Annotated in this window: 16 protein-coding genes and 1 pseudogene; 9 read left to right on the forward strand and 8 right to left on the reverse strand. The window is 62.3% G+C overall.

Annotation, left to right across the window (positions count from 1 at the left end; translation table 11 throughout):
• Nucleotides 1–23: 23 nt before the first annotated feature.
• The 8 genes and pseudogenes from AC1Q6J_RS12285 to AC1Q6J_RS12320 all read right to left on the reverse strand — a co-directional run bounded on the left by AC1Q6J_RS12285 (nucleotide 24) and on the right by AC1Q6J_RS12320 (nucleotide 6,894).
• A complete protein-coding gene (locus tag AC1Q6J_RS12285; RefSeq protein ID WP_006022656.1) occupies nucleotides 24–1,814 on the reverse strand; it encodes an SIR2 family protein in 1,791 nt (596 codons plus the stop codon).
• A gap of 56 nt (nucleotides 1,815–1,870) precedes the next feature.
• A pseudogene (locus tag AC1Q6J_RS12290) lies at nucleotides 1,871–2,141 on the reverse strand (ArdC-like ssDNA-binding domain-containing protein).
• Nucleotides 2,142–2,457: 316 nt separating this feature from the next.
• Nucleotides 2,458–2,961, reverse strand: a complete 504-nt coding sequence (locus AC1Q6J_RS12295) for a GIY-YIG nuclease family protein (protein ID WP_006022655.1) — start codon at nucleotides 2,959–2,961, stop codon at nucleotides 2,458–2,460.
• Between the two features lie 18 nt (nucleotides 2,962–2,979).
• A complete protein-coding gene (locus AC1Q6J_RS12300) occupies nucleotides 2,980–3,237 on the reverse strand; it encodes a phage exclusion protein Lit family protein (protein ID WP_006022654.1) in 258 nt (85 codons plus the stop codon).
• The gene (locus AC1Q6J_RS12305; RefSeq protein WP_024337235.1) at nucleotides 3,228–3,947 is read right to left on the reverse strand and encodes a phage exclusion protein Lit family protein; all 720 of its coding nucleotides are present in this window, start codon (nucleotides 3,945–3,947) and stop codon (nucleotides 3,228–3,230) included. Before AC1Q6J_RS12305 ends, AC1Q6J_RS12300 begins: the two co-directional genes overlap by 10 nt.
• A 10-nt stretch (nucleotides 3,948–3,957) precedes the next feature.
• Complete coding sequence (locus tag AC1Q6J_RS12310; protein WP_006022652.1) at nucleotides 3,958–5,352, reverse strand: hypothetical protein; 1,395 nt, start codon at nucleotides 5,350–5,352, stop codon at nucleotides 3,958–3,960.
• A 51-nt stretch (nucleotides 5,353–5,403) separates the two neighbouring features.
• Nucleotides 5,404–6,330 (reverse strand): hypothetical protein, encoded by a 927-nt coding sequence (locus AC1Q6J_RS12315; RefSeq protein ID WP_006022651.1) that lies wholly within the window; start codon nucleotides 6,328–6,330, stop codon nucleotides 5,404–5,406.
• A 9-nt stretch (nucleotides 6,331–6,339) separates the two neighbouring features.
• On the reverse strand, nucleotides 6,340–6,894 hold the full coding sequence (locus tag AC1Q6J_RS12320; protein WP_006022650.1) for a hypothetical protein: 555 nt from the start codon (nucleotides 6,892–6,894) through the stop codon (nucleotides 6,340–6,342).
• 93 nt (nucleotides 6,895–6,987) lie between these two features.
• Here AC1Q6J_RS12320 and AC1Q6J_RS12325 point away from each other — a divergent pair, with 93 nt between their 5' ends.
• The 9 genes from AC1Q6J_RS12325 to AC1Q6J_RS12365 all read left to right on the forward strand — a co-directional run bounded on the left by AC1Q6J_RS12325 (nucleotide 6,988) and on the right by AC1Q6J_RS12365 (nucleotide 21,052).
• Nucleotides 6,988–7,623 carry a hypothetical protein gene (locus AC1Q6J_RS12325; RefSeq protein WP_006022649.1) on the forward strand — a complete coding sequence of 212 codons (636 nt, stop codon included), beginning with the start codon at nucleotides 6,988–6,990 and terminating at the stop codon, nucleotides 7,621–7,623.
• A complete protein-coding gene (locus AC1Q6J_RS12330; RefSeq protein WP_006022648.1) occupies nucleotides 7,620–8,732 on the forward strand; it encodes a toll/interleukin-1 receptor domain-containing protein in 1,113 nt (370 codons plus the stop codon). The genes AC1Q6J_RS12325 and AC1Q6J_RS12330 overlap by 4 nt, the downstream gene beginning before the upstream one ends.
• Nucleotides 8,732–10,063 carry a hypothetical protein gene (locus AC1Q6J_RS12335; RefSeq protein WP_006022647.1) on the forward strand — a complete coding sequence of 444 codons (1,332 nt, stop codon included), beginning with the start codon at nucleotides 8,732–8,734 and terminating at the stop codon, nucleotides 10,061–10,063. Before AC1Q6J_RS12330 ends, AC1Q6J_RS12335 begins: the two co-directional genes overlap by 1 nt.
• An 81-nt stretch (nucleotides 10,064–10,144) precedes the next feature.
• A complete protein-coding gene (locus AC1Q6J_RS12340) occupies nucleotides 10,145–10,738 on the forward strand; it encodes a DUF6088 family protein (protein WP_006022646.1) in 594 nt (197 codons plus the stop codon).
• The gene (locus tag AC1Q6J_RS12345; RefSeq protein ID WP_006022645.1) at nucleotides 10,731–11,747 is read left to right on the forward strand and encodes a nucleotidyl transferase AbiEii/AbiGii toxin family protein; all 1,017 of its coding nucleotides are present in this window, start codon (nucleotides 10,731–10,733) and stop codon (nucleotides 11,745–11,747) included. The genes AC1Q6J_RS12340 and AC1Q6J_RS12345 overlap by 8 nt, the downstream gene beginning before the upstream one ends.
• Before the next feature lie 18 nt (nucleotides 11,748–11,765).
• Complete coding sequence (locus tag AC1Q6J_RS12350; protein ID WP_006022644.1) at nucleotides 11,766–13,070, forward strand: SIR2 family protein; 1,305 nt, start codon at nucleotides 11,766–11,768, stop codon at nucleotides 13,068–13,070.
• On the forward strand, nucleotides 13,060–15,090 hold the full coding sequence (locus AC1Q6J_RS12355; RefSeq protein WP_006022643.1) for an ATP-binding protein: 2,031 nt from the start codon (nucleotides 13,060–13,062) through the stop codon (nucleotides 15,088–15,090). Before AC1Q6J_RS12350 ends, AC1Q6J_RS12355 begins: the two co-directional genes overlap by 11 nt.
• A 194-nt stretch (nucleotides 15,091–15,284) precedes the next feature.
• Nucleotides 15,285–17,741, forward strand: a complete 2,457-nt coding sequence (locus AC1Q6J_RS12360; protein WP_244432725.1) for a PD-(D/E)XK nuclease family protein — start codon at nucleotides 15,285–15,287, stop codon at nucleotides 17,739–17,741.
• Complete coding sequence (locus AC1Q6J_RS12365; RefSeq protein WP_006022641.1) at nucleotides 17,738–21,052, forward strand: UvrD-helicase domain-containing protein; 3,315 nt, start codon at nucleotides 17,738–17,740, stop codon at nucleotides 21,050–21,052. Before AC1Q6J_RS12360 ends, AC1Q6J_RS12365 begins: the two co-directional genes overlap by 4 nt.
• The last annotated feature ends 167 nt before the right edge of the window (nucleotides 21,053–21,219 follow it).

Consider the following 21,219-nt stretch of genomic DNA (forward strand, 5'->3'; position numbering starts at 1 on the left):
GGCCGGTATCGCCAGGTGGAGTGTCAGCGCCACTCCATCCATCGTGCTACCCGTGATAGGTTTTCCAAGAATAGATCGAGGTATGCTTCACTGCCCAATGCGAACCCTGCTTTAAGCAGTTGTTGCCTGGTAGGAGTTGATTTCAGCTCGTGTTCTATTGAGCGTCGCCCCTCGCTTCGCCAGCCGATGCGACCGACAGACATCCTAGCCTTCCTGTCGCCGTTCTCCAGTTGATCCTTCAGTGCCCTTTCACTGTTCTCTTCAAGGTGGACCAACGCCCCCAGCGCCTCAAAACGATCGAACAGCAGAGCATTGTCTGTGGGGACGCCCAAAAACGCCGTGCCCCACTCGAAGGATACGTCGAATAGATGGTCGCTGAGTGGTGTTTTTCGGCGGTTGTTGCCTGTCGTGAAACCTTCAACGTTATTCCAGAGATTGTCGTCTGACCCCCTCCAGTCCCACAGGAAGAGCGAATTCACGAGACGTTTTGGGTCCCGCTCGTCCCTAGGCATCGAGAGAGAAAACAGGTCATGCAAGGTCTTCCAACGCTCTGCTCTCGCAAGTCCGAGCCCATATGCAGTCATGAGCAGAACGGCCGGATACGTCCTTAGATCAAGCCATATATTCAGGCCGCTGCCCACCTTGTTCGCCCTGGCAACGACGCCGCGGATCGTATCGGCAATGAGTGCAAGCTCGGCGTCATCCCCCCATCGTCCGAGAACACCAAAGGCTTTCGCGAGCGGCTCGGTAGTGGCCTCATAGAGTTTAAGGCGTCGGCGGAATTCCTCAACGGACCACACACCCTGCGGAGAGAGCTCCTTCGCGTCGAGGCGGTCGAAAAGCTTGTTAACTTCCTGTGTGATGACTTCATCGAGTCGAATGCGAAATTCCGGCCTCGCAACGTACCGCTTGATAGAGCCGACGAGGATATCAATCGTCAGCGGACTCTGCTTCCGAGTCTCGGCGAGTGTTTTCACCAGCTCGGCCAACTTCAGAAAAAAGCTATCGGCGTCGGCAACCGGAATGGTCACAGCCTTACGCTGACTGATGATGGGCTCTGCGCCGCTCCCAACTTTCCCCCGTATGCTCCAGAAAGTAGGGTAACGCCTGTTAGGAGCGCGCAACAATGCTGCCCGTAGCGCGTCATCCCACTCGCCTGACCAACCGCAAACTATAAGACCGTGCTCATCCAAAATGCGGTCGAGCAGCGCATCGTATTGCGGCGGATACACGCCTAACTCTTCGTCGGTATTCAGGATGCGTGCATCCTTGTAGTCACCATGAAGCTTCAGCACGTAGCACGGGCTATGTGTGAGCGGCTCGGCTCCTGACAAGCTGTCGACGGAGGTGACGACAGTTGGCTCAACGCCAACTTCTCGCAGTGCATTTTCTAATAGCCGATCGAAATTGGTCGTTAGTATCACTCGGACATACCCGTCGCGAACCAGGCCCGCGATTGCATGGTGCGCGGCTGTCGGAAGTTTCTTACCCTCTGCACGATCGTCTTCGTCAGGCTCGATGTACGAATGTAAGATGGATCGCCGTTCGGCAGGCGAGGCCGCCAGTCCTGCTAGAATCGCTGAATAATCGGGTTCCGCACCATACGTTTTGCGATACCACGTCGCCCAATCGGACTGATTCTTGACGCCTTGCGCGAGCGCGACTCGTCGAACTAGGTCCAAAGTGATTTCCCATCCAGTTGGAATCCCGGCTGCACGAGAGAGACCAGAGCCGAGAAGCAAAGCATAGACACCCTTGCTCTCGAACATCGAGAATGCGAGCTGAGTAATCGGATCGCTTGATAAAATGCTCATGGCAGGCGCGAATCACTAGGAGGGAAGGGTCCGAGCATAGCAAGATTGCGCAGCAATCAATCGCCGCTCGCGCCTGCTCGGGCGCGCCGCTTCTCGTCGTCGGGTACGAATCGGTCGGCGTACACGACGGACGTGCCGCGCTCGCCGTTGCGGACATTGCCGCCGAGCGCGAGCGCCTGGCGGAAGGTGGGCCCGCTCTGGCCCGAAAAGCCGTGCCGCGGCGCTCCAAAGGATCAGCACGTTGATCCCGGAATAATTCCGCCCGGTCGCGGCGTTTGGCAAGTGGCGCCTTCGCAGCCGCCGTCCTCCAAGGTTGGACCCAGGCACGCGCCCGGCCTCAAGTTCTGCGATGATATTGTCGGTAAGTTCATCGTATAGCTCGCCCGGTCCTGGCCAGCCCGAGCTTGTCAGGTCTTTCTGGACATCACCGATCTCCGCGACCGGCGCCGGGGCCCCTCTTTCAGCCCTCAACCCGTCACGGCGAAGCCGGTCCGCACTCTCACTCTGAAGGGGGCGTTGCGGGGGCTCCCCGCAAAAGGGGGCGGCTGAGACGAAGGCCGGCCGCAGGGGATGGCGTTCCCCTCAGAAGCGCAAAGCCGGGTTTCAGCTTCTCAGGATTGGCATCTTTCCGCCTTTCAGGACATCACTCGTCCGGCGGATACTCACGCGGATCGAGCTCGGAAAAGTCGGTCAGCGTGTCGCATCGGATGCAATAGTACATCTGCGAGGCTTCCTGAAAATGCATGCCGCATAGACATCCGCAGAACGGGCAGCATTCGTCGATTTCCAGATCGGCCCATTCCCACACGCCGAGGTATTCGGGAATGGCGTCGCGATCATAACCGACGATCTGGAAAGCATCGGCGTTCTTGGCGACAAATCCAGCGCGGCCGGCGCGCTTGAGAATGGCCAGGATGTCACCCGGCTCGATGTCGAACCATTCTCCACGCACATGGGTCGATCCAAAATGCTTGTGCAGCTCTCGTTCAAGCTGGAAGGCGTCGGTCGCTTCGATCCACCCGAGCAGTCGCAGCTCCAAAGGATTCCCCGTGTGGAGGTTGCGCTGGCGCGCCTCGATGTTCTTCGCCACGCCGATCTTGATCGGGGAGCATCCGTTTTCATCTTCGCCAATGAAATAGACCGGCACGTCGCGCTCCCCGCAGCGTCAACGGAGCCGGTCGAGCAGGGCCTCGACCATTTCCTGATTTGAGTACGCGATGATGTCGAGCGGCCGGCCCTCCTGCCTCATCAGCGTGATCAAAAGGCAGGCCGTGAAGGGCCAGAAGGACGAGCCGGGCGGCAGATTGTAGCCTCCGATCATCGCCGTCAGCCGCTCGGCGATCGGTGGATACTGCCGATTGCCCCAATGCGCGTGGGTCGGCGTCATCGCATGGATGATCACGGCGGCGAGCGCTATTCCCATCGCGCGCTTCTGCTGGACTTGAGCGTAGTTGTCCTATGCTCCTTCGCATAGGCGGCGAGGCCGCTGGTCATGAACTCGCGGGCCCAGTTATCGCAGCCGATTTCCTCCTCGGGCAGTGTCGACGGTGCGCTCTTGTCGGCGCAATACATGACGTGCCGGAATTCGTGCAGCAGCGCGAAGGCCAGGGCAAACGCGACGAGGTCGAACATCGTCTTGTGCTGGACATCTCCCAAGCTGTCGCGGTCAGCGGTCGGCTCGGGGATGTCCGCAGGCCAGGAAATCTGTGCGGTCTGTTCGGCCGCGATGAGCGATTGAGCGGTGCTGACGCGCTGCTTGTAATCGAATTCGTATTGCCCCCGTTCGGCATCGATCTTGAGGGCCTGATCAAGCGGCATTCCGGTCCATGTCGCCACCAGCAGGGCCGGCGAATACACCTCGATGGCACGCCATGCGCTGAAGCCGAGCAGCCAGAAAAAGTCGATCGTCTTGGTGTCGAACTGGATGCGCTTGTCATCGGCCTTCATCGTCACGCCCTTGGTGCTCGGCGCGACTTCCACACCATGACCATACTGGCTCCATAGGCCGCTGATCTCGTCGGCGCGCTCGGGTACAGCCCCGCGCAGGAGATGGAGGACGATGGTCCGGTCGGATGGTTCCGTTTCCATGTTCAACGATGCTCCTTTGATGGGCGAGGACGGCGACGCATGCATGGCGGGCAGATCATGGCCGCTCGCTTTCGCCTTGCGCGCCGGCCATGCGCAGATGAGTGATCGATGAAATGACCGAGTTCGCCCACATGGTGTTGCACTCGACGTCGCCGCCGCGCTCGAACCAATGGGTCGCGCCGGGTATGAGATCGAAGGGAATGGGGTGCGTCGCCTGTGGGTTGTGAAAGACCTCCAGTTCCTGACACCAGGCTTCGCCCCAAGGCCAGAGCGCTTGGTATTCGGCGCTGTCGACCGACAGATCGAAATCAATGGGCTCCAGCGCGCCCGGCGTTCGGTCGAAGAGAATGCCGCGGCGGGTCATCGTGAGGCCCGGCGGCCGCCATCCAGCGAGAAAGCCCATGCGGTTGAATTTGGCGAGCGTCGCCGCGTTGCTGAAGATGACGGCAGAGAGGTGAGCGAAGTCGGGATCGCGGAATAGCCCGGCCGGAATGCCGTGCCTGCCCGTAAGATTGTTGATCGGCGTGCCGATCGCACGTCGCCCGGCGCCTTCGCCTTCGACATCTGCCCGCAGGCCGTAGAGATAGGTCGGCAAAGCCTCGCGGCTCCAAACCATCGAGCCGGATTCATAGAAGTCAGCGATCGCCAGAGCGAAGGGTATCCCCTTTACATGATCCAGCTCATGATAGTTGCGCTGAAGCTTGCCGCGCAGCGTCTTGGCGAAGCGCTCAGCTGGCGCGCCGGTTAAGCGTTCATTTCGATCGACCGGAGCATGCACCCAGTCCCCGATCCCGCCGGAGCGGGGCGTCTCGGAATTCGCGGTCACGGCTTCGATCCAGCAGGCGGCGCCATCGTTCTCGATCAGGAAGTCCGGTGAGACATGCTTCTGCCGGACGATCAGGCCTTGCTCGCGGAAGCAGGCAAGAAGATAGAGTTCGAAGAGGCGGGACGCGAAATTGCTGGTCTGCAGATCGGGGACGAAATTGGCATCCGGATTGGGAAGCGCGAGGTAGCATTCGCCGACCGCCATCAGCGCCGGGAAATGGCTGATCGTGCTCGTCAGCAGGTCGAACTCCGGCGATGTGCCTCGCGATCCGGTCTTCAGCAGAAGCGGCCGTCGCCGTGCGCCCGGCGGCAATGGCTCGGGCGGCTCGCCAGCGCGCATGCTGATGGTGAGCTGATCCAGCGCGGCTTCGGGAGTGGGATAGGGGCCGCCTTCATCGACGCGGACCCAGCGATGATCGACACGCCTGCGCAAGGCCAGGGCGGTGAAGGTCCCGCGCTCCGGATCGAGGAGGATGCAGCCGCTCGCGCTGCCGTGTCCGGCTTGATAGCTCCCGAAGATCTGCGCGGGATCAAAATTGGGCCCACGTTCGAGCGACAGCGCATAGAGCTCAAACTGCCGCTGGCTGATCGGCGTGATCAGTCGCTGCTCATCGCCGACGGCCATGATCAACCTCACGGAACGGAAGGCGCCAGACGCGGGCACTCGGGCGCATCGTCATGATGCCTCCGCTGCGGCTTGCGCCAGAATGTCGTTGGCCTCCCACTCGTCGCCGCGCGGCGTGATGACGAACTCGCGATCCCAGACGCCCCAGCTTGTCGCCAGCGGAACCTGCGCCAAGGGGTTGTGGACATAGGTCAGCGGGCGGCTTCGACGCGAGAGGTTGCCGAGGCCAACGCGCGACCAGATCACACCTGAGATGTCAGCGAAACGCTCGTCGAGAAACGCCGTGCGCGGGATCGGATTGCGTTCGCGGTCGATGAAGGGGGCCGGGTGAAATCCTTCGTCAACGACGTTGCCGGTCTCGCGATCGATGGTGATGTAGGCATCTCCGATCGGAAATAACGTGGTCATGATCAGCGGCAACGGCTGGTCGGCGACATAGACGCCGAAGCGGCTCGCACTGATCGCGATGATCCTCGTGTCTTCCGGGCCGATCACACCCTGTTCGAGATAGCGCGCGATCCTCTGCGCCTTGGTCCAGAACGCCCCGGACGTGCGCAACTGCGCCTGACGGATCGGTGCGGCGAAGAGGCCGCCGCCCTCGTTGAGGGGGACCGGACGCACGATCTGGTCAGGACCCGGTGCGCCTTCATCTGGGGTAATGGCCTCGATCCAGATTCGGCGGCCATCTTCCAGGACGCAGAGGTCCGGCTGACCGCCTTCGCGCTGGCGCTCGACGACGGGAAGCAGGGTGCGGCCCGCCTCGAGCAGCGTGCAGCCCAGATACATCTCCCAAAATCGGCCATCGACATCGCGTGCGAAACCCTGCCGAAAGTCGGGGTCGGCATAAGGCTCGTAACGCCCCCACATCTCTTGCAGCATGGCGTGAAGCTGCTGCTCGATCGGAAGCTCGGCGGCTTTCAGGTTTTCAAACCCGCGATCGAGATTGGCGCCGTCGACATCGAATAGATCAGTCATCATCTGCTCGTCTCATGCCCGGCGCAGCATCCGCTCGATGCGAACACGGTGGAAGCCGTGCGAATGGACCTGCTGACGAAGCTGCTTGATGTCGTTGACGCCGAACGCCACCGCCGCTTTTAGCGGGCTGGCGAAGGTAGCGTAGAAGGTCCAGCGCGCGCCGTTCGGCAGCGTCGGATTTTGCCGGCGATCGGTGATAACGACGTCGCGCGGATCACTGCTGTTGCGGAAGGCGTGAAAGGTGAACCAGTCAGGCCGGCGATAGCGTGCCGCCTTGCTGAAGGGCACCGACTGAACTTTCACATCGGTCTGGTCGAGCACCCAATCTCGCTGCTCCAGGATCTGCCGCACCATATGGCCGACCATCTGCTTCACGCGGTCGGCCAAGACCTCCTCGCGGAATTCCGCCAGGAGCTGCTCCTCGATGCCTTCGACCGCGGGCTTGCCGAGTTCGGACGCGGTCTCCAGGCGGGCGACGTTTTCGGGCCGCGTGAGAAAGGCCCAGATGCGCTGGCCAAGTTCGGAGGCGTAGAGCGACGCAAATTTTTCGGGGCTATAGGTAAACATGACAGGCCTTCCTTTACCGGGCAAATATGGCCGGTTATAAGCTCCTGTCAATGGTGCGCGCTGCGCGTCCGCAGATATCGCGGGGAGGCTGGATTGGATTTCGAGGATCTCGTGACGGCGCTCGAGCCGCCGCCGAACCGCGCCGGAAAATCGGACGGCGCCCACGAACATCATCTGTATGAGGGCGCGGTGATGGTCGCCTACGCGATGCACTTGCTCCGCACGCAGGGCGCACGGGACGTCCGTGTCCATCCCGACGGCGAGCACGGAAAGCAGTTCGATTTCGCGGGCTGGCTGGGGCGGCGAGCGTTCACCAAGGTCTCCGGCGTCGGTAGCACCGCCTATGGCGGAGTCTATCGAAATCCGGCGGGCCAGACGATCACCGTCAACCCGAAGTCCGGGCTCGGTGATGTCGTCGCGAATATCGGCGACCACGTCATCTCGGCCGAATGCAAGGGCGGCATTATCAACGCGCGGCATCCAGGCCAGTTGTCGCGGCTCTACCGGGGTCTTTGCGAGACCGTAGGCCTGCTGATGGCCACGCCATCGCAGGGGCGTCAGGTGGCCGTGGTTCCGCTGACGGACGGCACCTTGCGCCTGGCCGAGCGGCTCGCGCCGCGGTGCGCCTTGGCCGGCATCGAGATCGCGCTCGTCGGCAGCCGCGGCGAGGTTTTGGAAGTGAAAGCTAGAGAGGCGGCCAAGCAGGCGGCGGAAAGGAACGACACGTGAAACGGGTGCTGACTGTCGGGCTGACTTACACCGGCGACAAGATCGATGGCGTGGAGATCGAAAATCTCGGGCTCTGCCAGCCCGATGTCGATCGAGAGCGGGCGGCCTATCCGCTCTACGAATACGACACGATCATCATCAATCCGGAGAGCTACACGCATTTTCTGTTCGGTAAGGCCGGAGAGTTTTCGAACGAACTTTACGAGCTGGGCAAGCTGAAGGGGCAGAATGACCGCTACGACCTCGACTCCGCCTTCGATGGCGAGGACCGACGCAAGGAGATGGAGGCCGCGATTGCGGGTGGCGCGACGGTCGTTTGGTGCCTGTCCGAGCCGAAGCGGGTGAACTTCTTCGGCTATCGCGAAACCCATCTTGGATATGTGGCGCCGAAAGTGGCGAGTTTCGTAAAGCGTTCGGAGCTTCTCATTAAGAAGGGGCGCAGGATGGGGCCGGTCGATCTCGACAGCCCCTTCGCGCGCTATTTCGAGGTTCTGTCGCGGACCGGCGGCTGGACGCTGTGCCTATCCGATCCCGGCGAAGGCTATGGGTCGATCGCCGCGACGCCGGAGGGCTACAGCCTCGGCGGTCAGCTGATGCTCGGCACCCCGACGGGCTGGCTGCTGACGCCGCCGACGTCGCAGGAAGCCCAGAACCAGCTCGTTCGCGACAGCCTCGCGTTGGAGAAGGCCGATCCGGCGCATGAGAAGTATCACGGCATCTTCCTGAGCCATACTGGCGTCGACAAACCCTTCGTGCGCCAGCTTCGCAAGGATCTGCTCGCTCATGGCGTAGAGCATGTGTGGCTGGACGAGGCCGAAATCGACATCGGGGACTCGCTGATCGCCAAGATCGAAGAGGGGATGAAGCTCAGCCGCTACATCGCCGTCGTCCTGTCGAAAAAGTCGATCGGCGCTCCTTGGGTGAAGAAGGAGCTCGACGTGGCGATGAACCGCGAGATCGCGAGCGGCGAGGTGGTCGTGCTGCCGCTGCTCTACGAGGAATGTGAGCTGCCAGAGTTCTTGAAAGGCAAGCTCTACGCCGATTTCTCCAAGCCCGAGGAGTACGAGGCGGTCCTCGGCAAGCTTTTGCGGCGGCTCCGGATCTCCTGATGAGCGAGACGGGTCCGAGAATGGCGATGCTGATGGCGATGACGGACCTGTGGCGCATACGACCGCCCGGGCCCGACAATATTCTTGCGCACCCGGCCTTCATGCGGCTGCGTGAGATCTGCCGCGACGACTACCCAAACGCCGGCAAGAAGGGGCCGAACTTCGCGCTCTCGACGGCATTGCGGGCGTTGGGCCTTCCATGTCACCTGCAGAAGGACACGGCCCATCTTGCCATGCCTGTGGAGGAAGCGGCGAAGGGATTGGACGCGGCGCTGCGCGCTACCCGGGCCAGGCGCATTCACCTTGCGCCGCTCGATCTTGCCGCCGACCTGCCGCCGCACGCATTCGGTCCGGCCAGGGTGTGCCGGTTGAGCGCCGACGAGCTGCGCGGCGTGATCGATGCGCGCCGGCTGAGGCGGCTTTATCCGCGTCAGGACTTCGATGCCGAGCGCTTCGCCGAATTCCACTGGCTGATCGTTGAGGAGGTCGTGGTGCTCGAGCAGGAGCCGGAGGAACGCGCGGTCCCGGTCCTGTTCATGGACCTGAGCCTAGATCTGGGGCGGGTCGAACCGCATCAAGGGCGGTTCCCGACTGCCTTGGAAGAAGCGCTGTTCTTCCTCCTGCTGGCCCCCTGGGAGAGCTGGTCGACCATGCAGGAAGTCGATTGGCGGGGCTTCCGTGTGCCATGGGTCTACACGATCGACAGCGACATCTTCGTTCGTCCCAGTTCGCCGCCGTCCCCCGACACGTTGAGCTGGGAGGACCGGGTCTACGACGATGGCTATGGCGGGACATACGAGGAAGAGCGCCCGGTCGAGCTGCACCTAGAAGAGGATGCAAAGACCGAGCTGACGGTGTGGGACCAGAGCCGATGGACGACCGTCGAGCAGGCGAAGCAATCGGTTTTGTTTGAGACGCCGATCCCTCACTTCCTCGTCCGCGCGTTCCTGGCCGAGGGCGTGGATGAATTCCTTGCGCACATCACGACGATCGAGGCGGCGCTCGGCTTGCGCGCGGACTATCAGAAGAATTTTCGCATCGCGCCTGACCGCCACAAAGGGATGCGCGCCACGAATAGAATTCGGGGACGGGTGGCCGGCCTGCTGGGCGATCGACGCTTCGCCGATCAGTATGAGCAGCTCTTCAACGTGCGAAGCGCATTCCTGCACGGCCGAGCCATGACCGCCATCTCGACGAAAGAGCGGGTGATGGCGCGGTCGTTGGCCCGCCAGATCGTCGAGGCGTTGATCCTTGCGACGCTCGCGGGGCCGATCAGCTCGCGGGAGGATTTCCTGGATGGTCTACTCGACAGGGGTTCGCCCTTGATCTAGCCGAAATAGACGGCTCCCCAGCAAGTCCGCTGGCTTGAAAACTGTCAGAAAACCGCGTATATTTCTGACAGGAGAACGGCCATGCAACGGTTAACCGAACAGATTCTCGCGCATGCCGAAGGGTTGCCGGAAGGTACGCCCGTGGCGGCTAAGAGCTTGCTTCACCTCGGTAATCGCGCCGCGGTGGATCAGGCTTTGTCGCGTCTGACTGAGCGGGGCCAACTGATCCGGGCCGGTCGCGGCGTCTATCTCCGTCCCATCACGAGCCGGTTCGGAACGAGGGCCCCCTCCGTCCAGCAAGCGGTCGAGGCGCTCGCCAACCAGCGCGGCGAAGTCATCGTCCCGAGCGGGGCGGCGGCGGCCAACACTCTCGGCCTGACGACCCAGGTGCCGGTTCGGTCGGTCTATCTAACCTCCGGCCGCAGCCGAACGATGAATCTCGGCAAACAGGTTGTCGAACTTCGTCATGCTCCGCGCTGGCAACTCGCCCTGGCTCATAAGCCGGCTGGCGAGGCGGTGCGGGCGTTGGCCTGGCTTGGGCCGGAGAAAGCGGAAGCCGCCTTGAAAACGTTGAAGCGGAAGCTCTCGCCGTCCACTTTCAGCGAACTGGTCGCGGCAGCGCCGCAGCTTCCGACCTGGCTCGCGCGCAGCGTAGGAAAGGCGGCGCATGGCTGACGCCTTTCTCCACCTTCCGGTCGCTGACCGCCGCGAGGCGCTAAGCGTCGCGGCCGATCAGTCGGGACGACCGGCGCACCTTCTCGAGAAGGATGTGTGGGTGGTTTGGGCGCTCGCCACGCTCTACGGGTCGGCGCTCGGCGAGCATCTGGTGTTCAAGGGCGGCACGTCACTGTCGAAGGCCTATGGGGTCATCCGGCGGTTTTCCGAGGACGTCGACCTGACCTACGACATCCGGGCGATCGCGCCCGACCTGGTGGACGGCAACGGCGAGGCGTTGCCGAAAACACGTAGCGAGGAGAAGCGCTGGTCGAGCGAGGTGCGCAAGCGCTTGCCGGATTGGGTGGCGGGCACCGCGCAGCCGGTCGTCGCGGACGCGTTGGCTGCCGCGACGTTGGCGGCTGCCGTCCGCGTGGAAGGCGAGAAGCTGTTTGTCGACTACGAGGCGACCACCGCTGGCTCGGGCTACGTCGCACCGAGTGTGATGCTGGAGTTCGGGGCGCGATCAACGGGCGAGCCGGCGAGCCTCCGCGACATCAAATGCGATGCATCCGGCCTGGTTGAAGGCGTAACGTTCCCAACAGCGCGGCCGCGCGTGATGCACGCCGAGCGGACCTTCTGGGAGAAGGCGACGGCTGTCCACGTCTTCTGCCTCCAGCAGCGGCTGCGCGGTGATCGCTTCGCACGCCACTGGCATGACATAGCGCGTCTGGATGACGCCGGCCTGGCGGATGCGGCTTTCGCCGATAGGGAGCTGGCGAACGCGGTCGCGCGCCACAAGGGCATGTTCTTCGTTGAGAGGGCGGCCGATCGAAGTCCGATCGATTATGCGGCTGCCGTGAATGGCGGTTTGCAGCTCGTGCCTGGCGGTGATGCCGCGAAGGCGCTGGAAGAAGATTATGGTCGCATGGTCGAGGACGGTCTGCTGTTGGAAGATGCTGAAACCTTCGAGGTCCTCATGGCGCGGAGTGCAGATGTCGCGCGCCGGGCAAACGAGGCGGCGAAATAGAGATTTGGGGGGAATGCGGTGGCGGATGCAGACAAGACGGAGCCATCGAAGCTCACATTCAAGTTTATTCGCGGCGTCGAGGGTGAGAAGGCTGATTATGATTGGCCTGATGGGGCGGATATTGTCAGAAAGGCGTTGGCTGAGTCACTGAATGCCAAAAATGTGGCGTTCCTCCTGGGAGCTGGCTGTTCTTCGTCGTGGGCTAATGACAAGGAGGTCGGCATCCCAACGATGGCGCCCCTCGCGAAGGAATTCACGGCGGCACCGAAGGAAGGGGATCAATCGTTCCCGACAGCCGACGAACGTGATGCTCTGTTGAAGCAGTTTGGAATCGACCTCGGTGCCGCGGAGTATGCGCGCAACCTAGAGCGGCTGATGGAGCTTCTTTTCAGCCTGCGCTTCGTCTTAGTGCGCAGTTCGCTGAGTGATGCCGCCACAAGACTCAAGACTGTCGAATCGATCATCAAGAAGGTTCAAACATTTCTTTGGGCCAAATGCACGAACGGCGCCTTCGCGAATGGCGACCATACCGTCGTTGGCCTTTATGAATCCTTCTATCGCAAGCTTGTGCTGCGCGACCGATCTCTTCCGCGTCCTTGGGTGTTCACCACGAACTACGATCTCTTCAACGAGACCGCAATGGATAGGCTCGGCCTGCCATACACGAACGGCTTCTCCGGCGTTGTCGAACGGCGGTTCAATCCAGCGACGTTTCGGTACGCCCTCGCTGAACAGCTCGATGTCACCAGCCGCAAGTGGTCTGCGGTCGATGGCTTTGTCTATCTGTGTAAGATTCATGGGTCCATTAGTTGGACAGAGGACGATCACGGACTTTTCCCGATCCGAGAAACGGCCGTCTCCAAAGAACCGGGCAAGGTGATGATCTATCCGACGCCTGCCAAGCAGAATTCGAGCCTTGGGTCTCCCTATGCCGATCTGTTTCGGGAATTCCAGTCACGCATTGTTCGCGAACAGAGCGTGCTATTTACGATGGGGTATGCCTTCGGCGACGAGCACATCAACAATATCATCTATCAGGCCCTGACGATTCCCACGTTCCGGCTCGTGATCTTTGTAGATCCAGATTTGGACGGGGAGATTGCGAAGCTTCGCGCGCTAAATGATCCACGAATTTGGATCATTGGGGGTGCCGGACGCAGCGCCGGACGCAAAGCCCATTACTTCGACACCATTATCGAAGAGTTCATGCCGCAACGCCCGAGCGAGCGCATTGATGACGCCGTTCGGAAGGTGATCGAGGCGATGGCCCCGAAGAAGGAGGCCGCGGCTCCCCAGAAGGGGGAGGATGACGATGAGTCGTGACGATCGGAAGCGCGCAATCGGCAAGGTGGTCTCGGTCGCGGCCGACCGTTTCGTGATCGAGATGCATGCGGGCACCGACAACTTCACCGTCGTCGGATTCGACGACGTTCACTATGTCGCCAGGCTCGGATCGTTCCTGATGGTCGCGGTGCAAACCGAGTACGTGGTTGTCGAGGTCGTCGGCCTGCGTGAGCGCGACGTTGGTCATGTTAGTCGCAGTGAAGGGGAGCTGGATAAGGCTTCTTCGGCGAAGTACCTCGATGTCGTTCCCGTCGGGATGCTGCCTCAAGATCGGCGCGAAAGGTTTCGCTTCGGCGTCTCCGTGTTCCCGTCACTCTACGGCGACGCACTGTATGCGCTGGACGCTGAACTGGATCGAGTCTTCGAAACCGATCATCCTTCGGAGCCTACACCCCCGATCGACAATGTTCCACCCACGCCACCTGATGCCACCCGCTATCGCGCATTGACGATCGGCCGGTCCGTCATATTCGAGGGTTACGACGTTAAGGTCAGGATCGATGATTTCTTCGGCGGACACACTGCCGTCCTGGGAAACACAGGGAGCGGGAAGTCCTGCACGGTCGCATCGGTCCTCCAATCCTTGTTCGAAAAGGCGGAAGAACACCATGCTCGCGGTGCCACGTTCGTCGTATTCGACGTCAATGGAGAATATGCGAAGGCGCTGTCGCCGCTCGCAAAGCGCAAGCAGATCGGCGTGGACCATGTCATTCTGGACGGCACCGCACGCACGGAGCGTTTTCGTCTGCCCCATTGGTTTCTGGAGCAGTCAGAGTGGGAGCTGCTTCTGCAGGCCAGCGAGCGCACCCAACTACCGATACTGCGCATGGCGCTCGGGCTGGCAACATTGTTCTCAGCGGGCAGCGCGGCGGAGCTGAAGGGGATCAAGAACCACATTCTGGCAACCTGCCTGAGCCAAATTCTTCGTGACGACACAGGCAGTCCGTCAAAACACGATCGCATGGTCGGTCTGCTGCAAAGATTCAACACGCCGGAGATCAACAATCAAAAGATCGCGCCATTCATCAAAATCGGCTTCGGCCAGATGGCCAACCCTGCCGGTTTAACAACCTATTTGTTGGGAAACGCCAATGGCGGCGGATTTATCATCGAAGGTTTGAAATTCCCGGCATATGCCAACCTTCCCTTTGAGTTTTCCGCGTTGGGAGAGGCGCTCGATCTGGCGATCCTATACGAGGAGGCTCACGGTAACCGTCAGATCCGAGATTACTGCTCGCAGATGCTGACGCGTTTTAAGTCGCTCGAGGAGCGACCTGAATATGCGTTCCTGCGCTACGACCTTCAAGGAAGCCAAGCTGGGCCGTCGCTCGAAAACTTCCTTGAGCAGCTCCTCGGTTTGGCACGCGACGGAGCGGGTTGGGTCAAACGCAACCAGATCGTCATCATCGACATGAATGCGGTGGAGGATGAGGTTGTCGAGCTCGTAGCGTCAGTGCTCGCTAGAATGGCCTTTCGGCTGCTCCGACAAGCAGATCCACGCAATCGGTTTCCGATCCATCTGCTTCTTGAGGAAGCGCATCGATACATCGCGGAGAAGCCATCCCGCTATGCCATAGACGCCAGCAGAGTTTACGAGCGGATTGCCAAGGAAGGGCGAAAGTACGGGCTGTTCATTCTCGCCGCTTCGCAGAGGCCCAGTGAACTCTCGAAGACCATTCTTTCGCAGTGCTCGAATTTCGTCATCCATCGAATCCAGAATCCCGACGACCTTGCTCATATACGGCAGATGACCCCGTTCATCTCCGAGGCGGTCCTGAAGCGGCTCCCGTCGCTTCCGAAGCAGCATGCGCTGGTCTTCGGCACCTCCGTGAACCTTCCCACGACCTTTCGCGTGCGCGACGCAAATCCTTTGCCTGCAAGCGATGACGCGAGAATTAGAGATTTGTGGTTCCATGAGGAGGGGCGAGCGGCTCAGGTTCGCATTACGCCGGCAACTTTCGAACATGGCGATGATAGCGTCGCGGCTGAGGGGAAATGAGTCGACGATCGATAGTTGTCGAAGGGCCGCTTGCATTCCGTACAGCGCGGATCGCTGCCGCACAGCGAGCGGATTCTGGGCTGCAGATTTTCACACTTCCACTGCTTGCTGCACGTCTCGCCGGAGGCTTTAACCGACCGGCGCGATCCCAGGACCTCGACCCAGCCATTCGCGCTGCACTCGCCGCCGGCGGCTTGACGGAGCTCGAAGGTATCCGTCAGCTTCCGGGCACGACACGGTCAATCGCCCGCACGCTCGCAAAGGTTTGGCAAGCCGACCTCGATCTTGAGGGGCTCGCTAGCCACAATGCTCGGCTTGCCGAGCTTGCGGAGGTCGAGCGCCGCGTTCGCGCCAACCTCCCAGCAGGGGTTCTGACACCGCGCGACTTGCGCGATGCCGCAATTGCGCACGCGGCCCATGCGGCTGCAGCGCTCGGGTCAATCGATATCGATCAGCTCAGTGAGATTGCATCGGTCTGGCGTCCGCTTCTTGCGACGCTCGCGAAGACGGTCCCACTCGCTTGGCGCAATCCTGGAACCTCCGATGCGAACTGGTTTCCGGGCCAGTTAATTACCAGCGACCGCGAGATGGCTGCGGACATATCCTTAGTTTCCTGCGCGAACCCGCGCGCCGAAGCAGTCGAAGCGCTACGTTGGATGCGTGAACTCATTGCCTCTGGCCGCGCGCGACCCGATGAGATCGCGATCTGTGCCACGGCCACCGAGGACTGGGACGAGCACTTCCTGGTTCTCGTCGCGGACGCGGATCTCCCACTCCATTTCTCGCACGGCGTGCCGGTCCTCGCATCGCGCGAGGGACAAGCGTGCGCCGCACTTGCCGACGTCCTGCTCAACGGGCTTGGCCAGGATCGCCTCCGGCGACTGTTCGGCCATGCCGCGGGTCGAAGCCGTGCCTTGGCCGACTTGCCTGCGGACTGGTCGCTCGGCCTCCAGCCTGGTGCGGCGCTGTTCGAGATTGATCAGTGGCAGCGCGCGCTTGACGAGGCGACCGGCCGCCGCGCCGACGCAGGCGATCCAAGACCGGTCGTGATGCCCATTCTGCGGCTGCTTGCGAGTGGCCCCGAGGCGGCTGCGCAGGCCGGCGCGATGCTATTGGGCACAGCGGCCCGTGCGCTCTGGACCGAGGCGCTTCGACGCGCGCCGGCCGAAGGGCTCGAATTCTCACTAGAGGACTTGCGGCTGCCCGATGGACGCGATCCAGGCGCGAGCGCTGTCTGGTGCCCGGCGAGCCACCTTGCAGGTGCGCCGCGTCCCTGGGTGCGCCTGCTCGGCATGACATCGCGCTCTTGGCCGCGCCGCACGGCCGAGGACCCACTGATACCGGCCCACATCCTGCCGCGCTCTGTGCTTGACCCTGATCCCGTCGCCGAGCAAGATCGACGCGCCTTTGCCGTCATCACCAGTCAGGCGGCGCGCGGCTGCGTTCTCTCGCGAAGCCGGCGTAACGCTCAAGGTGGGCAGTTGTCCGCCAGCCCGCTGATCCCGCAGAGCGCATCTTTGCAGATCCTGAAGCGGGCGCGCATTCCGCAGCATGCATTCAGCGAGGCCGATCGTCTTCTTGCACGGCCGGACGAAGCGGCGACATCGCCGGCGCTCACCGCAGCCAATCTCTGCTGGCGCAACTGGCGGCGCCCGATCGTCACCGCCCACGATGGCCAGGTTCGCGCAGACCATCCCCAAATCGTCCGCGCAATCGGTGATGTCCAGTCCGCCACCTCCTTGCGGCTGATGTTGCGCGATCCGCTCGCCTTCGTCTGGCGCTACGCGCTGGGCTGGCGCGCGGTCCCAGAAGACGATCAGCCCCTCACGCTGGACGCACGCTCTTATGGTGAGCTGGTCCATGAGTTGCTGAAGCGCACGGTTGATGCGCTCGAACCTGTGCCGGGCTATGCGCGTGCGTCCCGGGAGGAAATCGAAGCTGCGCTCGCGACCTCGACGGAGACGGTCCGCACGCATTGGCCACTCAAGCGATCGGCGCCGCCCGCGTTGCTCTGGAAACACACGCTCGCTGCCGCAGCTCAGCTCGCCCTCAAGGCACTGACGCTTGACGAGACGTTCCAACCCGGTACGCGAAGCTGGACGGAGCTTGCTTTCAGTCAAGCTGGCGATGGTGCGATGGCACACGATCTACCCTGGCGCCCCGATTCCCTTGTTACGATTCCCGGTACCCAGGTGCGCATCCGAGGCAATATCGATCGGCTCGATCTCACCGGCGACCGTCGCGGCGTGCGCGTGTCGGACTATAAGACCGGCGTAGAACCGCGCCGAGCGGAGGAGATCGTGCTTGGCCGCGGTGCGGAGCTTCAGCGCGTCATCTATTCGGTCGCGGCCAGTCAGTTGCTCCCCGACAATCCGCGCGTGATCGCGCGCCTCGTCTTTCTCGGCAACAAAGAGCCGAGGCCCTATCGCCTACCGGACGTCGACCAGGCGATCGCCGAACTCGGCGGGCATGTCACGGCGGCCATCACCCTCCTGCGCGGTGGCCATGCCCTGCCTGGCCCCGACGCTCAGGAAGAGCACAATGACTTCCGCATAGCCCTGCCGTCGTCGCCAGCAGCCTATCTTCAGCTCAAGAACGGCGCGTTCATGCGCGCTTTCGGAGGGTTTGCACGAGTGTGGGGCTGCCGATGACACTCGCCGACGATCCCGCACGGCTTCGCATCCTGACTGATCTCGACGCCACGTTGCTCGTCGAGGCCGCCGCCGGCACCGGCAAAACGGCGCTAATGGCCGGACGCCTGACCATGCTGCTCGCGCGTGGCACCGAGCCCGGCGCGATCGCCGCGATCACTTTCACAGAGCTTGCCGCGAGCGGGCTGGCGACGCGCGTGCAACGCTATGTCGAGGAGCTGCTTGCGGGACGTGTGCCTCAACCTTTGCGGCTTGCTCTGCCCAACGGACTAAACGTGGACCAACGACGCGCACTTTCCGGTGCAGCGGCGAAGCTCGACGAACTGACAACCGCCACCATTCACGCATTTTGCCAGACGATCATCTCCAGCTATGCGGTTGAGGCCGACATTGATCCGGGCGCGCGCATTCTTGACGCCGTTCAGGCGGCGGCGGCCTTCGATTCCGTCTTCGAGCAGTGGCTGAAACGGCGATTGAATGCGCCCGAGCGGCCAGGCGATGCCATCGCGACACTCTCGCGCGATGATCCGCGTCGCATCGTCGATACTCTTCAGGAACTCGCACGCTTCCGTCTCAGATATCGCGGCGCACGCGCTCTGCCCGCCGAGCTCGGCGGTCGGCCCGACATCGACCTGGTCGACGCCGTCGCGGACTTCCGACGCTGGATTTCGTCGCAGCCGGTCGAGCCCAAGACCCTAGAATTGGTCGGAGAGCTTGAGACGCTCGCCAACTTCTACGCCGGTAGTTTCGACCCTCCACCGGATTTTGCCACGCTCTGGCGTCTCGCCCATCCGCCACAGCTCGCGTGCATGCGCCGACACAGTTTCGATCTTCTCACGCCGAGACGGAAATCAGCTTGGGAGCGTGTCGCGGGCAAAGAGCGAGGCGCGCTCCTCAATGAAGAGGCGACCGCATGCTTTGAGCGGGTCAATCGCTGCTACCGGACCGTTCTTGGTCGGTTCGCGACCGCGCTTGTCGCCCAGCTTGCGGCCGAGCTCGACGAAGTACTCGATGACTACGCCGCCTTCAAACGGGCCGCTGCAGTCTTGGACTTCGACGACTTGCTCGAGAAGGCGCGTGCGCTGGTGCGCCAGCATGACGACGTGCGCCGCGCGCTTGGAGAACGCTATCGCCACATCTTCGTCGACGAATTTCAGGACACCGACCCTGTTCAGACAGAGATCCTCTTCGGGATCGCGGGGAAGGATCGCGCCGGACGCTGGCAGGACAGCGTGCTGCGTGCCGGGGCTTTATTCATGGTCGGTGACCCGAAGCAGGCAATCTATCGCTTCCGAGGCGCCGATATCGGCTCATACTCGCAGGCGCGCGCCGCTGTTGAGCGGCAATTGCCGGAAAATATCGTTCAGGTCACCGCCAATTTTCGTTCGCGTCCCGACATCCTTAGGCACATCAACCGCTGCTTCGCGCGCCCGTTGTCGGGAGAAGGCCAGCCCGGTTACGTGCCGCTCACGTCGACGCTCGGCGACCCCGATCATGATCTGCCCTGCGCGGCGCGAATCACAGTGGATGTGCCGCCTGATTCTCGGCCCGCTCAAATCCGCGACGCGGAGGCCGAAGCCGTTGCCGATCTCTGCACCCGCCTTATCGGCAATCTCCCTATCCGCGACGAGGACGGCGCAATCGTACCGCTCACTGCCGGCGGCATCGCCCTGCTTGCGCCAACTGGCGCCGAGCTTTGGCGTTATGAGCGCGCGCTCGAGCAGCGCGGGCTGCCGATCGCCTCGCAGGCCGGCAAGAGTTTGTTCCGCCGGCAAGAAGTGCAGGACCTGCTCGCGCTAGCTCGCGTACTCGCCGACGCTGGCGACACATTGGCCTTCGGCGCGCTGCTGCGTGGCCCACTGGTCGGGCTTACTGAGGAGGAGCTACTCGACATCACCGTGGGTCTTCCGCCGCATCTCGATCGCGCCGAAGCGCCCCAGCGCTTCTCGGTGCTGACCGATGTCGATCATGTCGCCCATCCTCTGGCACGTCGCACGCTCGCGATCCTACAAGACCTCAGAAAACGCGTGCGGGCGACCACGCCTGCGCTGCTCTTGGCCGAAGCGATCGAACGCCTCGCGGTCCGTGCAACCCTCGCCGCGCGCGAGGGTGATCGTAGTGCGCGCGCGGCCGCCAATCTCGAAGCGTTCCTGGAACGTGCGCGGCCTTACGGTGTGCGAGGCCTCAGGAAGTTCGTTCGGGATCTCGCCCGGGAATGGCGCGACGGCGTGCCCCACAATGAGGGACGAGTTGATGCGGAAGGCGATGCGATCGAAATCATCACGATCCACAGCGCTAAGGGTCTCGAATGGCCGGTGGTAATTCCGATCAACACCGGCACCTTGCTGCGCTCGCGCGAGGCATTCGTCTACCGCGCCGACGACGAAACACTGCATTGGCTGATTGGCGACGTGGTTCCGCCGGAACTGCTTCGCGCACTCGAGTCTGAAGACGATAGCTTGGCCCGCGAGCGGGAGCGCCTCTGGTATGTCGCCTGCACGCGCGCCCGCGAACTTCTGATCGTTCCGGAATTGCCTCAGGCTGAGCAGCGGTCCTGGGCACGGATCGTTGATCTTGCGCATCGGGACTTGCCGCAGCTTGTCCTGTCGCACTTGACGCCGGTCGCCCGCGTGACCGACGTCGCGCCTCCGAATACGCAGACGCCGGAGCTGTTCGGGGCAGAGCGTGCCGCGATCGCCGCCGCGGCGATGCCGCTCCAGTGGCTGCGGCCAAGCGATCACGATCCTGATCGAGCGCCAAGAGGTGAGGCGATCGCGATGGAGCCTGGCGAAGCCCCAGAAACCGAATTGCCGGTCGGCGCCGGCCGCGTGCGGGGCCTTATTCTCCACAAGCTGATGGAGGAGATGCTTACCGGCGAACTGGCCGAGGAGATGCCGGTCGTCGCTGCACGTGCGCGAGTGCTGATGACGCAGCTTATAATTGATGCTGACAACGGAGCGAAGCTTCCGGACCCAGAGGAAATAGCGGTGACCGTCGCGCGCACCCTTGCACTGCCCGAAATCGCCGCACTCAGGCCAAGCCTCGCTCCGGAGTGGCCAATTTATGCGATGCTCTCGGCTTCACCCGCGGCGACTGCGCTGGCTGGGCGGATAGATGCCATCGCTGTTCAAGATGGTCAGCCTGCCGTTGTCCTGGATTGGAAGAGCGATGTCGCGCCCAGCGAGCAGGATAGGCGCGATCATGCCGCTCAGCTGAGCGACTATCTTCGTGCCACAGGAGCACCTCGGGGCGCCGTGGTTTACATGACGGATGGCGTCATTCGGTGGGTCACGACTAGAACGCCACGGTAAAATTCGTGAGGCGGTCTTTTGGACGCTCCCGATCGGGGCTGCCCACCCGGCTAAGCACTGCAAACGGGTTGCGTTATGACGGCGTGGCTTTCACGACGGCAGATTTTTGGGGGTCATACCGATCTTCGTCGTAGTCTGTAGGAAAATCGGCGAGCTCGGTCTGCTTT

The organism is Afipia sp. MLSD5-FHT05B12 (assembly GCF_058793355.1).